Origin of the sequence: Bradyrhizobium sp. F1.4.3 (assembly GCF_040548375.1) — a bacterium.
Lineage (GTDB): Bacteria > Pseudomonadota > Alphaproteobacteria > Rhizobiales > Xanthobacteraceae > Bradyrhizobium.
Map to the genome: position 1 here is coordinate 522,684 of NZ_JBEPRN010000002.1, position 12,023 is coordinate 534,706.

The window sequence follows — 12,023 nt, forward strand, 5'->3', positions numbered from 1 at the left end:
ATGGTCGCGATGCGGATCGCCACCTTCGCCCAGTCGAACAAGATGATCGCCGACGCGATGCGCGTGGAGTCGGTCATGGCCAACGAGCAGGTCCAGGAATCGTCGGGCATGATCTCGACCGATTACGGCGGTTACGGCTCGAACGCGCAGCATGTCGTCAATCTTCAGGTCTCGGTGACGCGCGCGCAATCCTATGTCGATGCGGCCACGCTCGCCGACAGCAAGGTCCAGGTGATGTATTCGGCGGTCGGCTCGATGACGGACATCGTCACGCAGCTCCGGTCCCAGCTCAGTGCCGCCTCGACCGGAAGCACGACCGAGTCGAACTCGGTGATCTCGTCCGCTCAGCAGATGCTGGAGCAGATGGGATCGCTCATGAACACGCAGTATGACGGCCAGTATGTCTTTGCCGGCGGCAAGACGGACACGGCACCGGTCGATCTCACCAGCTTCTCCACCGGGACGGGGTCCACCACCGCAGCGGATACCAGCTACTACAACGGCGACGATGAGATCGCTTCGGTGCGCGTCGCCGCCGACGACACCGTGTCCTATGGTGTCACCGCCGACAATTCGGCGTTCGAGGAGGTGATGCGGGTACTGAAGTTCGTGGCCAACAGTACCTCGCTGTCGTCCTCGGACATCACCAGTGCGCTCAATCTCGCCAGCACGGCGCTCGACGACACCGCGGCCGTGCAGGCAAAACTGTCCAGTTCGGCATCCGCGATCGAGACCGCGAGCGCCCGCCAGACCGATTACAAGAGCTATGCGGAGAGCCTGTCGAACGACCTCACCGGCGTCGACGTCGCCGCCATCACCGCGCAGCTCTCGACCTACCAGGCGCAGCTCACCGCGTCCTATTCGGCGATGTCCAAGATTCTCAGCATGAATCTCGCGAGTTACCTGAAATAGACTGGCCTATTCAGCGGCGATGCGCTCCATCGCCATGGCGCGGAGCCTGGCACGCTGGATTTTCACGCCGTTGGCGCTGTCGGTGACCGGGAAGGCATCCACGACGTAGATCCGTGCCGGGATCTTGTAACCCGCGAGCCGCTCGCGCAAGTGTGCGGTCAGTGCGTCCTGCGGCGGCGGCGCAGCGGCCGAAATCACGAAGGCGACGCAGCGGGCCTGACCCTTCAGATCGACCGCGACGACCTGGGCATCGGCAATGCCGGGGCAGGATTTGAGCTCGTCCTCGATCTCACCGGGTGCGACCAGGAAGCCGCCGAGCCGCATCGCATCACCCGCGCGGGTCTCGTAGACGAAGGAGCCGTCGCCGCGCAGATGGCCGATGTCGCCGGTACGGAAGAAGCCGTCCGGGGTGATGGCGTCGCGCGTCGCCTCGGGATTGTTGAAGTAGCCGAGAAAGCGCGACGGAGCGCTGATCTCGATCTCGCCAGACGCACCGGCCGCTGCAAGCTCGCCGGTCTCGGTGTCGCGCACGCGGACCTTGGCCTCAGGCGACATCGACCAGCCGCCGCCCTCGATACGGTCGGCAAAGGCATCACTGGCCCGGCTGATCGAGAACAGCGCCTGCACCTCACTCGACCCGTAGAGGCCGAACAGCGGCACGCCGCGTGCCTCGGCGTCTGCGGCTAACTCGCGCCAGCCCGGCTGGAACGCAGCGAAGCCGCAGATTTCGGCATGCGGGAACAGCCGCGGTGCATCGGTGAGCGCGAGGATGCGGCGGAACATCTCGTCGGAGCCGAAGACATGGGTGATCCTGTGTGCGCTGAGCATCTTCAGCGCCGGTTCCGCCTCGAAGGCGTCGAGCACGTGAAGGGTCGCGCCCGCTGCGATGAAGGCGAGCAGGCTCGTCATGCCGAAAGTGCCACAAAACGGCAGCATGGCCAGCAGCGAATGACGCTGTGGCGAAAGCTGAAGCGCTCCGGCGACAGACGCGGCATGCGTGGCCAGCGTCCGCTGCGAATGCGCCACGAGTTTTGGCCCCTTGGTCGTACCCGAAGTGGTGTAGAGCAGCACCGGCAAGTCGACGTCACCACCGTGTGGTAGCGAGGCAGGCGGGCAGGCCTTGTCGAAGGCGTCGAAGCGCACGCAAGGCCATTGCGCGGAGATCGCATCCGCGCCGACCACCGCGAGCCTTTGCAGCGCGGGCACGTCGGCCCTGGAGACGTCGGCGAGAATGGCGGCGAAATCGATCGCGCGGAACGCGGCCTCCATCACCATGAGCCTGGCGCCGGAAACCTTGAGCAGATGCGCGACCTCGGCACTGCGGTAGCGCGTATTGACGGCGGCGATGACCGCGCCCAGCCGGGCAGCGGCGAACAGCAGCGCGACCCATTCGATCCGGTTGACCAGCCAGACCGCGACCACGTCGCCCTTGCCGATGCCTTGCGCGGCAAGCCAGGCCGCGGTCTGGTCGATCTTCAGCGAAAATTCCGCGCGCGAGACCGGCGTGCCGTCGAGCACGAAAGCGGGATCGGCGGCAGTCTCCAACCCGATCAGCGAATACAATGAAAAACCGTCGGCTTGCATGGCAACCGGAGTAACCCGATCGCGCAAACCTGTCTACTTGGTGCCGAACATCCGGTCGCCGGCATCGCCGAGGCCCGGCACGATGTAGCCGTGGTCGTTGAGCCGCTCATCGATTGCGGCAGTCCAGACCGGCACGTCGGGATGCTCGCTCTGGAATTGCGCGATGCCTTCGGGCGCGGCCAGAAGGCAGACGAAGCGGATGTCGCGGGCGCCGCGATCCTTGAGCAGGGACGCGCCCGCGCAGGCCGAATTGCCGGTCGCCAGCATCGGGTCCATCAGGATCACGGTGCGGTCAGACAGGTCCTGCGGCGCCTTGAAGTAATATTCCACGGCCTGCAATGTTTCGGGGTCGCGGTAGAGTCCGATATGGGCGATGCGCGCCGAGGGCATCAGCGCCAGCATGCCGTCGAGGAAGCCGACGCCGGCGCGCAGGATCGGCGCCAGCGTGAGCTTCTTGCCGGCGATCTTCGGCGCCCGCATCGGCGAGATCGGCGTCTCGATCTCGACCAGCTCCAGCGGCAGGTCGCGCGTCACCTCGTAGCACAGTAGCATCCCAATCTCGTTCAGGATCTCGCGAAAGCTCTTGGTCGAGCGGTCCTTTTCCCGCATGAGCGAAAGCTTGTGCTGGACCAGGGGATGGGCGACGACATGGACGTTGCTGGTGCTCATGAAACCGCTCTACACGGTTCCGCGAAACTGCGCCAGATCGGCCGGGTTTTTTCCGCGGGATAGGCGGCCTATCCCGCCACTGCCACCGCGGTTCGCGCCCGATTGCTCGCCTCATAGGCAGCCATGGTCAATTCGCGGTCGATCGCCATGAGGGCTAGACCCCGAGCCCACGCGCCACGAGCGTGATGACGATCGTCAGGATCGCGCCCCAGACCAGGCTCAGCGTCATGGTCAGGATGGTCGTGGTGACCGCGTGCTCGAGATTTTCCTTGAGGAGTTGCACGCTAGCTGTCCGAGGCGGCCGCCGCTGTGACGCGCATGCCGAGCAGCAATGCGCCCATCAGTGCGACGAGGATGGCGATCTTGAGCTCGATCATGTCCGTCGCCGTGTGGCCAGGCGCGCCGACAATTGCCTGGCTCGCTCCAGCAATCGCGCGGCCAGTACGATCAACGAACTGCCCCGGTTCTCGACGTCGAGCTCGAAGGATTCAGTGGGGAAGACCAACGCGCAACGCACCGGTTCGCTCTGATGGTTTGCGAAATCGACTGCGGAGCTCTTGAACAGGAAGAGACCGCCGATGCGTCCGTTCGCCTCGCGCGCGACCCAGAGGCCGGCCTTGTTGCGGCCGATGAAGAACGCAGGAATGGAAGCGCTGACGACGTCAGGGTCGAGCGGCTTGAGCGCAGAGGCCGCCTTGGCCCCAGCGGCCCGGCGGCGGGCGGCTTGAAGAGCGATCGCGGCCATGGCGGCCTCCTCACACATCTGCAAGGTCATAATGGTCAACCTCAGGCGTGCAGGTGCCACACATAGATTGCGGTCTTCACCGCAATCAGGGCAGCGAGCACGCTGCCCATCGAGAGCACGGCCAGCGCGCGCAAGGCGATGCGCCTGAGCTGCGCCTTGCGTGTCTTCGAGATCCGCGCCGGGCGTTCGATCTCGAAGGCCCGGTCAAAGCCATGTGTCAGCATCGACATGTTGGAAATCCTTGTCTGTGGCGCGGCGAGACGGCCGCTCCTGTCATGCCCCGTATGATGTTCATCGCTGCGTAGGATTGCGAGATGAACGCCGTGGCCGCCGCATAGGAATCTCATAAAGAAGCCTGCCGTCGCGCCGGCAGCCCCCTGAAGAGGTCGAGGTCTCGCTTCGGTCGAGGTGCGGCCGGAGTAGTCTTCGAATGCGAAAGCCCGACGGACGCGGCGAAGGCGAGCCGCAGGCGGGGTTGATCGATCTGTTTGCAGAAGCAGTCCAGAAAGGCCTCCGCGTTCTGTTGCTGCCCGCTGATCGCTGCGCAGAGTTGGGAGCTGGTTCGTCGGAAGAAGTGGAGGGAGTCCCGGGCGTTGCGCTGGCCGCCCAGACGATCGAGCTCTACCGCGAGAGCCGCGACATTCTGTCTGTCAAAGTCGTCCAGCGTCACTGCAAAGCGCAGGATCGCGAGCTGCCAGGCGCAGAGCAGCCTGCGATGTTCCTCGGATGATGGGAGCGAACTCATGCGATATTCAGGTGGCCGAGAAACGTCATGCCCCGACGCTGTCGATCAGCTCCTCGTCGGCGATCGCGGCGAATGCTCGCGCGACCTCCGCCTGGGCCGCGGTCTCCAGCGGTACGATCGGCAGCCTTGTGGCCGGAGACATCAGGCCGAGCGTACTTAGCGCGTATTTGAGCGCCGCCGGGCTCTCCCTGGAAAGGCAGGCGATGAGCGGGGCGAGGCGCTTGTGCAGATAGCACGCCGATTGCAGCCGGCCTTGCCTGACCTGCGAAAAGATTGTCCGGCAAAGATCCGGCGCGATGCTGGCGATCTCCGAGATTGCGCCATCGCCGCCGCCTGCGATGGTGCCGAAGGAGGTGACGTCGTCGCCGGACAGCAGCCGAAAGCCGACGGGCAGCAGCCGGCTCAGGCGCATCGGGCGAGTGATGTCGCAGCTGCCATCGCGCAAGCCCACAAACTGGCGGGATTCGACGAGACGCAGAAGCGTCTCGTCGGCGAGCGGGCGCAGCGTGCGGGAGGGAACGTCATGCAGGATCACGGGCAGCCCGACCGAACCGGCGACGGCGCGGAAGTGGGCGAGCATCCCCTCCTGCATCGGCTTGTTGTAGGCGGGCACCACCGACATGATTGCATCGGCTCCGGCCGCTTCCGCGCGCCGCGCGAGTTCTATGGCATGGCCGGTCGCATTCGAGACCGTACCCGCGATGATTCGCACGCGGCCGCAGGCGACATCGACCGCGGTGCGAATGACGAGCTCCTGCTCGGCCGGTGAGAGTGTCGGCGCCTCGCCGGTTGTCTCGCAGACCACGAGCGCGGGAACGCCGGCGGCGACCTGGCGCTCGCAGAGTGCGGCGAACGCCTTGAGATCGATTGTATCAGCCGCATCGAACGGGGTCGGCAGGTCCGGAATGAAGCCGGTGAACCAGGCAGAGGGAGGGATGAACATGGCTCTTTCGCCGGAAAGCGCCGGCTCAGGCGGCGCGCTGCGAGACGACAGCGTCGGGACTCTTGCCCATGTCGAGCTCGATCTCGCGCGGCAGCTCGACGATGGTCTCGGGATGCTGTCCGTTCTCGAACAGCGCATATTTGATGGCCTGGACGCGGCTGACGAACAGGCCGCCATAGAGGCCGTTCTGCTCTTGCGCGATCCATTGTCCCCGGTGGTTCCGGCCGATGAAGACGATGGTCGAGGGGGAGCTGCACGAGGGAGGTTCGACGAGTTTCACGGATTTATTCCTTCCGATTGACGCAAGTCGCGGGAGCATGTCAGGCACCCGCGCGCTCAATATCCCGTCTCGCAAGTATGTTTTCGAGGGCGCCCGCAAGGCGATCTCATAGGAACGTCATAAAGCCCGCGCTCAGGCTAATTCATTGGCGATATGAACCAGCGCGAAGAGCGCAGCGAACGCGACGGCTTCGTCCCAATGGTTGAGAGCGACGCCGAACAGTGGCTCGCGTCTGATGAGACCGACGCCGGCGCACAGGATGATCGACATCCAGAGCAGAGCGCCAAGGCTTCGGTTGAAGCCGACGCTGCCGAATGCGGCAAAGGTTGCGAGCAGCGCGACGCGGACGGCGAAGCGCGCCAACACCCGCGTCGGGCTCAGCATGTGCGGCACGTCCGGAGATTGCGGCAAGGCTGGAACCCTGTCAGAAACTTGAACCCGCCAGGCTGCTCTAGCCGAAATGATCGCAGAGGACCGGCTCGTAGAGCGGGTCCGGCGCGGGACGAACGGAGGGAACGCTCGGCCGCGACGTTTCCAGGGCCAGTGCCTGGACTTCGATGAAAGTCGACAGCAACGCGAGCGCAAGATCGGCGTGGCGGCCTTCAACCGCGGCGTCGAGCCAGTCCGGCAATTCCCGTTCGCGCGAGAGCGCGCAATACCATTCGCCCTCGTCATAGGCGATGCGGCGGACCTGCCACAGCGGCAGCTCGAGCTCCATCAGCGCCAGCGCAGCATCGCCCCAGGCCTCCGCATCGATCAGGCGCGTGAGACGCGCCGTGCGCTTGCTCTGTCCGAGCGACGGGAAACGCCGGCAGGCCTTGTCGATGATCTCGAGCATCAACGGCCGCGTCATCGCATGCGCGTTGCGCAAACGATCGTTGAGCGAGGGTGGATCGTAGTTTCGGAGAGCGGCGGTCATGTCAGGCTTCCTGGATTGGACGTCGGTCAGTCGGCCGGCCTCTCCAAGATGGCTGGAAGGACATTTGAAAACGAGATGGGGACGGGGCGGGAGATATAGGGATTCCATAAGTGTCGGGACGACAGCGGGAATTGCTTCACGAGCTTTGTTTGACCGCGCCACCGGCCCCGGCCCTTTATGAGATTCCTATAACTCCGCCATAGCCCTCATCTCGAAAACCTATGCCTGCAGTGGCACTTCAGCCCGGTGAAAAGTCCCGGCTGGCGTCGTGGAAACGGGTTTGCGTTTCTGTTTCCACCGATGCCCGCCGGGCCCCCGAGAAACGGTTGCGCCGGACATAAGGGCGCAATGAGGAGTATCCCCATGATGGACATTCTGATGCTGGCGTTGGGCTTCGCCTTCTTCGCCCTTGCGATCGGCTACACCTACGCCTGCGAACGGCTGTGAGGGAGCGGACCATGATCTTCGATTATGCGCTCGCCGGTGCCGTTTCGTTCGGCCTGCTCACCTACCTCACCTACGCGCTGCTGCGGCCCGAGCGGTTCTGACCGTGCTGCTCCTTGTCAAATTACTGCTGGCGGACGCCGTGCTCGTCGCGGGCCTGCTCGCGCTGGTCCTACCGCTTCTGCGCCGGACACAAAGCCTGAGGGGTTAACGCCATGACTATGATCGGTTGGTTCCAGATCATTCTTTTCTGCGCTATTATCGTCGCGCTGGCCAAGCCGCTCGGCTGGTACATGACGCGCGTGTTCAACGGCGAGCGGACGTTCCTGTCGCCGGTGCTGCGTCCGATCGAGGCGGGCATCTACTGGTTCTCCGGCGTCGACGAGAGACGAGAGCAGCACTGGATGACCTATACGGTCTCCATGCTGCTGTTCCATGTCGGTGGCTTCCTCATCATCTATGGCGTGATGCGATTGCAGGCCATGCTGCCGTTCAATCCGGCCGGGCAGGGTGCGGTCGCGGAAGACCTCTCCTTCAACACCGCGATCTCCTTCATCACCAACACCAACTGGCAGAATTACGGCGGCGAGAGCACGATCTCCTACCTCGTGCAGATGGTCGGCCTGACGCACCAGAACTTCCTGTCGGCGGCGACCGGCATCGCGCTCGCGGTGGCCCTGATCCGCGGCTTCTCGCGCGCCTCGATTCGTACGGTCGGCAATTTCTGGGCCGATGTGACCCGCTGCACGCTCTATGTGCTGCTGCCGATCTGCATCGTCTACACGCTGTTTCTCGTCTCGCAGGGCATGCCGCAGACGCTCGGCGACTACGTCGAGGCCACGACGCTCGAAGGCGCCAAGCAGACCATCGCAGTCGGACCGGTCGCCTCGCAGGTTGCGATCAAGATGCTGGGCACCAATGGCGGCGGCTTCTTCAACGCCAACGCGGCGCATCCTTTCGAGAACCCGAGCGCGCTGTCGAATTTCGTGCAGATGCTGTCGATCTTCACGCTCGGTGCGGCGCTGACCAACGTGTTCGGCCGCATGGTCGGCAACCAGCGCCAGGGCTGGGCGATCCTATCGGTGATGGGCGTGCTGTTCATTGCCGGCGTCACCGTCACCTACTGGGCGGAAGCCAACGGCACCTCGACGCTGCATGCGCTCGGCCTGACCGGTGGCAACATGGAGGGCAAGGAGGTCCGCTTCGGCATCGTCGCGTCCTCACTGTTCGCCGTGATCACGACAGCGGCGTCTTGCGGCGCAGTTAACGCCATGCATGACAGTTTCACTGCGCTCGGTGGCATGATCCCGCTGATCAACATGCAGCTCGGCGAGATCATCGTCGGCGGTGTCGGCGCCGGCCTCTACGGCATGCTGCTGTTCGTCGTGCTCGCGATCTTCGTGGCGGGCCTGATGGTTGGCCGAACGCCGGAATATGTCGGCAAGAAGATCGAGGCCCGCGAGGTCAAGATGGCGATGCTCGCGATCCTGGTGCTGCCGCTGATGTATCTCGGCTGGACCGCGGTCGGTGTGGTCTATCCGGCGGCGGTCGCCTCGATGGCGAATGCCGGTCCGCACGGCTTCACCGAGGTGCTCTACGCCTATACGTCGTCGACCGGAAACAACGGCTCCGCCTTCGCGGGCCTCACCGGCAACACCTTCTTCTACAACCTCACGCTCGCCAGCGCGATGTTCGTCGGCCGCTTCTTCATGATCATTCCGGCGATGGCGATCGCGGGCTCTCTGGCCGCCAAGAAATCGATCCCGCCGTCGGCGGGCACGTTCCCGACCACTGGCGGGCTGTTTGTCGGTCTCGTCGTCGGCGTGATCCTGATCATCGGCGGCCTGACCTTCTTCCCGGCCCTCGCCCTCGGTCCCATCGTCGAGCATCTCGCGATGAATGCCGGCCAAGTGTTCTGAACAGCAAGTGTTCTGATCGACCGTCTTCTGATTGTTTGGAGTGACCTCCATGGATACCATGAAACTGCAAAAACGCGCGTCCGGCTCGGCGATGCTCGATCCCAAGATCGTCGTGCCCGCGATCCGCGCGTCCGTCGTCAAGCTCGATCCGCGGCTGATGATCAAGAACCCCGTGATGTTCGTGGTCGAGATCGTGGCCGCGCTCACCACCGTGATCTTCCTCCGCGACCTCGTCACCGGCGGCGAGAATCTCGGCTTCACCTTCCAGATCATCCTCTGGCTCTGGTTCACGGTGCTGTTCGCCAATTTCGCCGAAGCGGTCGCCGAAGGCCGTGGCAAGGCGCAGGCCGAATCTCTGCGCAAGACCCGCACCGAGAGCCAGGCCAAGCTCCTGACCGGCGTCGGCCAGGCCTTCACGCTCGTGCCGGGCACGAGCCTCAAGGTCGGCGATATCGTGCTAGTCGAAGCCGGCGATGTCATCCCCTCCGACGGCGAGGTGATCGAGGGCGTCGCTTCCGTCAACGAGGCCGCCATCACCGGCGAATCCGCGCCAGTCATCCGCGAATCCGGCGGCGATCGGTCGGCGGTGACCGGCGGCACGCAGGTGCTGTCCGACTGGATCCGCGTCCGCATCACGGCGGCGCAAGGCTCGACCTTCATCGATCGCATGATCAAGCTGGTCGAAGGCGCCGAGCGGCAGAAGACACCGAACGAGATCGCACTCAACATCCTGCTGGCCGGCCTCACCATCATCTTCGTGTTCGCCACCGTCACTATTCCGAGCTATGCGGCCTATGCCGGCGGCTCGATCTCGGTGATCGTGCTGGTCGCGCTGTTCGTGACGCTGATCCCGACCACCATCGGCGCGCTGCTCTCGGCGATCGGCATCGCCGGCATGGACCGCCTGGTCCGCTTCAACGTGTTGGCGATGTCCGGACGCGCGGTCGAGGCCGCCGGCGACGTCGACACGCTGCTGCTCGACAAGACCGGAACGATCACGCTCGGCAACCGCCACGCGACCGCGTTCCGTCCCGTGCGCGGCGTGAGCGAGCAGGAGCTTGCGGATGCGGCCCAACTCGCCTCGCTTGCGGACGAGACGCCGGAAGGCCGCTCCATTGTCGTGCTGGCCAAGGAGAAATACGGCATTCGCGGCCGCGACATGGCCGAGCTTGGCGCCACCTTCATCCCGTTCACGGCGCAGACCCGCATGAGCGGCGTCGACGCCGGCGGCTCGGCGGTACGCAAGGGCGCGGTCGATGCCATGCTCAATTATGTCGGCGGCGGTACGCCGCTGGCCGTTGCGTCCGGCAACACGGCGCGGGCCATCCAGCCTGCGGCGCTGTCGGATGTCGATCGCGAGGTCCAGACCATTGCGGACGAGATCGCCAAGGCGGGCGGCACGCCGCTTGCGGTCGCCAGGGACGGCAAGCTGCTCGGCGTCATCCAGCTCAAGGATATCGTCAAGGGCGGCATCCGCGAGCGTTTCGCCGAGCTGCGCCGCATGGGCATCCGCACCATCATGATCACCGGCGATAACCCGATGACGGCGGCCGCGATCGCGGCGGAAGCCGGCGTCGACGACTTCCTGGCGCAGGCAACGCCCGAGGACAAGCTCAAGCTGATCCGCGACGAGCAGGCCAAGGGCAAGCTGGTGGCGATGTGCGGCGACGGCACCAACGACGCGCCGGCGCTCGCACAGGCCGATGTCGGCGTTGCCATGAACACCGGTACGCAGGCAGCCCGCGAGGCCGGCAACATGGTCGACCTCGATTCCAATCCGACCAAGCTGATCGAGGTGGTCGAGATCGGCAAGCAGCTGTTGATGACGCGCGGTGCGCTGACGACGTTCTCGATCGCCAACGACGTCGCAAAATACTTTGCGATCATCCCCGCGATGTTCCTGGCGTTCTATCCGCAGCTCAACGTGCTCAACGCCATGCACCTGGCGAGTCCGCAGAGCGCCATCCTGTCGGCAATCATCTTCAACGCGCTGATCATCATCGCGCTGATTCCGCTGGCGTTGAAAGGCGTTGCCTATCGCGCGGTCGGTGCCGGTGCGTTGCTCCGGCGCAACCTGATGATCTATGGCTTGGGCGGCATCATCATTCCCTTCATTGGCATCAAGGCGATCGACCTCGTCGTCACCGCCCTGCACCTGGCTTGACCGTCGTTGCGGGTGCGCAGTGCGCGCCTCGCGCAATGATGATGAAATAGGAGACGTAACATGCTCAGAGAAATCCGCCCCGCCATCGTCTTGTTGCTGGTGCTCACCGCCATCACGGGACTTGCCTATCCGCTCGCGATGACCGGCATCGCCGGTGCGATTTTCCCCGCGCAGGCACAAGGCAGCCTGATCGAAAAGGACGGCAAGGTGGTCGGCTCGGCGCTGATCGGGCAGGAGTTCAAGGACGACAAATACTTCCACGGCCGCCCTTCGGCGACGCTTGCACCCGATCCGAATGATTCGACCAAGACGGTGTCGGCGCCCTACAACGCCGCCAACTCGGGCGGCTCCAATCTTGGCCCGACCAGTAAGACGCTGGCCGATCGGCTGAAGGAGGATGTGGACAAGCTGAAGGCGGAGAACCCGAACGCCGCCGTGCCGGTCGACCTGGTCACGACCTCGGCCAGCGGTCTTGACCCGGATATCTCCCCGGAAGCGGCGCAATTCCAGGTGCCGCGGGTGGCGAAGGCGCGGAATCTGTCGGATGACCAGGTCAAGCAGCTCGTGGCCTCCAACACCCAGGGCCGTCTGCTCAGTCTGATCGGCGAACCGCGGGTTAACGTTCTGGCGCTGAACCTCGCGCTCGATCGCGTTGCCGCGAAGTAGCGGTCTAGGCTCACGGCGCCCGGATCATTATAT

Annotated in this window: 15 protein-coding genes; 6 read left to right on the forward strand and 9 right to left on the reverse strand. The window is 64.5% G+C overall.

Annotated features, from left to right (window positions below):
- Positions 1-912 (forward strand): flagellin, encoded by a 912-nt coding sequence (locus ABIB73_RS09935; protein ID WP_354223491.1) that lies wholly within the window; start codon positions 1-3, stop codon positions 910-912.
- A gap of 6 nt (positions 913-918) precedes the next feature.
- Here the strand turns inward: ABIB73_RS09935 and ABIB73_RS09940 are convergent, their stop codons facing one another.
- The 5 genes from ABIB73_RS09940 to ABIB73_RS09960 form a co-directional block, all read right to left on the reverse strand.
- Entirely contained in the window at positions 919-2,496 is a 1,578-nt protein-coding gene (locus ABIB73_RS09940; RefSeq protein WP_354223492.1) for an AMP-binding protein, read from the reverse strand.
- A gap of 33 nt (positions 2,497-2,529) precedes the next feature.
- Positions 2,530-3,165 carry a uracil phosphoribosyltransferase gene (gene upp, locus ABIB73_RS09945; RefSeq protein WP_354223493.1) on the reverse strand — a complete coding sequence of 212 codons (636 nt, stop codon included), beginning with the start codon at positions 3,163-3,165 and terminating at the stop codon, positions 2,530-2,532.
- Positions 3,166-3,319: 154 nt separating this feature from the next.
- On the reverse strand, positions 3,320-3,448 hold the full coding sequence (locus tag ABIB73_RS09950) for a hypothetical protein (protein WP_354223494.1): 129 nt from the start codon (positions 3,446-3,448) through the stop codon (positions 3,320-3,322).
- 90 nt (positions 3,449-3,538) lie between these two features.
- Complete coding sequence (locus tag ABIB73_RS09955; protein WP_502918410.1) at positions 3,539-3,910, reverse strand: hypothetical protein; 372 nt, start codon at positions 3,908-3,910, stop codon at positions 3,539-3,541.
- Between the two features lie 41 nt (positions 3,911-3,951).
- Positions 3,952-4,140, reverse strand: coding sequence for a hypothetical protein (locus tag ABIB73_RS09960; RefSeq protein ID WP_354223498.1), 189 nt, complete (start codon positions 4,138-4,140; stop codon positions 3,952-3,954).
- A 200-nt stretch (positions 4,141-4,340) separates the two neighbouring features.
- Between ABIB73_RS09960 and ABIB73_RS09965 the strand changes: the two genes are divergently transcribed.
- Entirely contained in the window at positions 4,341-4,640 is a 300-nt protein-coding gene (locus tag ABIB73_RS09965) for a hypothetical protein (protein ID WP_354223499.1), read from the forward strand.
- Between the two features lie 40 nt (positions 4,641-4,680).
- Here the strand turns inward: ABIB73_RS09965 and dapA are convergent, their stop codons facing one another.
- The 4 genes from dapA to ABIB73_RS09985 all read right to left on the reverse strand — a co-directional run bounded on the left by dapA (position 4,681) and on the right by ABIB73_RS09985 (position 6,797).
- Positions 4,681-5,598, reverse strand: a complete 918-nt coding sequence (gene dapA, locus ABIB73_RS09970) for a 4-hydroxy-tetrahydrodipicolinate synthase (RefSeq protein ID WP_354223501.1) — start codon at positions 5,596-5,598, stop codon at positions 4,681-4,683.
- A gap of 25 nt (positions 5,599-5,623) precedes the next feature.
- Positions 5,624-5,878 (reverse strand): hypothetical protein, encoded by a 255-nt coding sequence (locus ABIB73_RS09975; protein ID WP_354223503.1) that lies wholly within the window; start codon positions 5,876-5,878, stop codon positions 5,624-5,626.
- A gap of 132 nt (positions 5,879-6,010) precedes the next feature.
- Positions 6,011-6,262 carry a hypothetical protein gene (locus ABIB73_RS09980; protein WP_354223505.1) on the reverse strand — a complete coding sequence of 84 codons (252 nt, stop codon included), beginning with the start codon at positions 6,260-6,262 and terminating at the stop codon, positions 6,011-6,013.
- Positions 6,263-6,329: 67 nt separating this feature from the next.
- Positions 6,330-6,797 carry a hypothetical protein gene (locus tag ABIB73_RS09985; protein WP_354223507.1) on the reverse strand — a complete coding sequence of 156 codons (468 nt, stop codon included), beginning with the start codon at positions 6,795-6,797 and terminating at the stop codon, positions 6,330-6,332.
- A 458-nt stretch (positions 6,798-7,255) separates the two neighbouring features.
- On the opposite strand from ABIB73_RS09985, the gene ABIB73_RS09990 reads away from it, so the two are divergent.
- The 4 genes from ABIB73_RS09990 (at position 7,256) to ABIB73_RS10005 (ending at position 11,990) form a co-directional block, all read left to right on the forward strand.
- A complete protein-coding gene (locus tag ABIB73_RS09990) occupies positions 7,256-7,345 on the forward strand; it encodes a K(+)-transporting ATPase subunit F (protein WP_212299082.1) in 90 nt (29 codons plus the stop codon).
- 111 nt (positions 7,346-7,456) lie between these two features.
- The gene (kdpA, locus tag ABIB73_RS09995) at positions 7,457-9,160 is read left to right on the forward strand and encodes a potassium-transporting ATPase subunit KdpA (protein ID WP_354223509.1); all 1,704 of its coding nucleotides are present in this window, start codon (positions 7,457-7,459) and stop codon (positions 9,158-9,160) included.
- A 49-nt stretch (positions 9,161-9,209) separates the two neighbouring features.
- Complete coding sequence (gene kdpB, locus ABIB73_RS10000; RefSeq protein WP_354223511.1) at positions 9,210-11,324, forward strand: potassium-transporting ATPase subunit KdpB; 2,115 nt, start codon at positions 9,210-9,212, stop codon at positions 11,322-11,324.
- Between the two features lie 60 nt (positions 11,325-11,384).
- A complete protein-coding gene (locus ABIB73_RS10005; RefSeq protein ID WP_354223513.1) occupies positions 11,385-11,990 on the forward strand; it encodes a K(+)-transporting ATPase subunit C in 606 nt (201 codons plus the stop codon).
- Positions 11,991-12,023: the final 33 nt, after the last annotated feature.

Excerpts from the sequence above, each read along its gene's own strand:
- ABIB73_RS09940 (WP_354223492.1), bottom strand. The coding sequence starts at position 2,496 with ATGCAAGCCGACGGTTTTTCATTGTATTCGCTGATCGGGTTGGAGACT.
- ABIB73_RS10005 (WP_354223513.1), top strand. The coding sequence starts at position 11,385 with ATGCTCAGAGAAATCCGCCCCGCCATCGTCTTGTTGCTGGTGCTCACC.
- ABIB73_RS09965 (WP_354223499.1), top strand. The coding sequence starts at position 4,341 with ATGCGAAAGCCCGACGGACGCGGCGAAGGCGAGCCGCAGGCGGGGTTG.
- ABIB73_RS09960 (WP_354223498.1), bottom strand. The coding sequence starts at position 4,140 with ATGTCGATGCTGACACATGGCTTTGACCGGGCCTTCGAGATCGAACGC.
- ABIB73_RS09935 (WP_354223491.1), top strand. The coding sequence starts at position 1 with ATGGTCGCGATGCGGATCGCCACCTTCGCCCAGTCGAACAAGATGATC.
- upp (WP_354223493.1), bottom strand. The coding sequence starts at position 3,165 with ATGAGCACCAGCAACGTCCATGTCGTCGCCCATCCCCTGGTCCAGCAC.
- dapA (WP_354223501.1), bottom strand. The coding sequence starts at position 5,598 with ATGTTCATCCCTCCCTCTGCCTGGTTCACCGGCTTCATTCCGGACCTG.
- kdpA (WP_354223509.1), top strand. The coding sequence starts at position 7,457 with ATGACTATGATCGGTTGGTTCCAGATCATTCTTTTCTGCGCTATTATC.
- ABIB73_RS09985 (WP_354223507.1), bottom strand. The coding sequence starts at position 6,797 with ATGACCGCCGCTCTCCGAAACTACGATCCACCCTCGCTCAACGATCGT.
- ABIB73_RS09980 (WP_354223505.1), bottom strand. The coding sequence starts at position 6,262 with ATGCTGAGCCCGACGCGGGTGTTGGCGCGCTTCGCCGTCCGCGTCGCG.
- ABIB73_RS09990 (WP_212299082.1), top strand. The coding sequence starts at position 7,256 with ATGATCTTCGATTATGCGCTCGCCGGTGCCGTTTCGTTCGGCCTGCTC.
- kdpB (WP_354223511.1), top strand. The coding sequence starts at position 9,210 with ATGGATACCATGAAACTGCAAAAACGCGCGTCCGGCTCGGCGATGCTC.
- ABIB73_RS09955 (WP_502918410.1), bottom strand. The coding sequence starts at position 3,910 with ATGGCCGCGATCGCTCTTCAAGCCGCCCGCCGCCGGGCCGCTGGGGCC.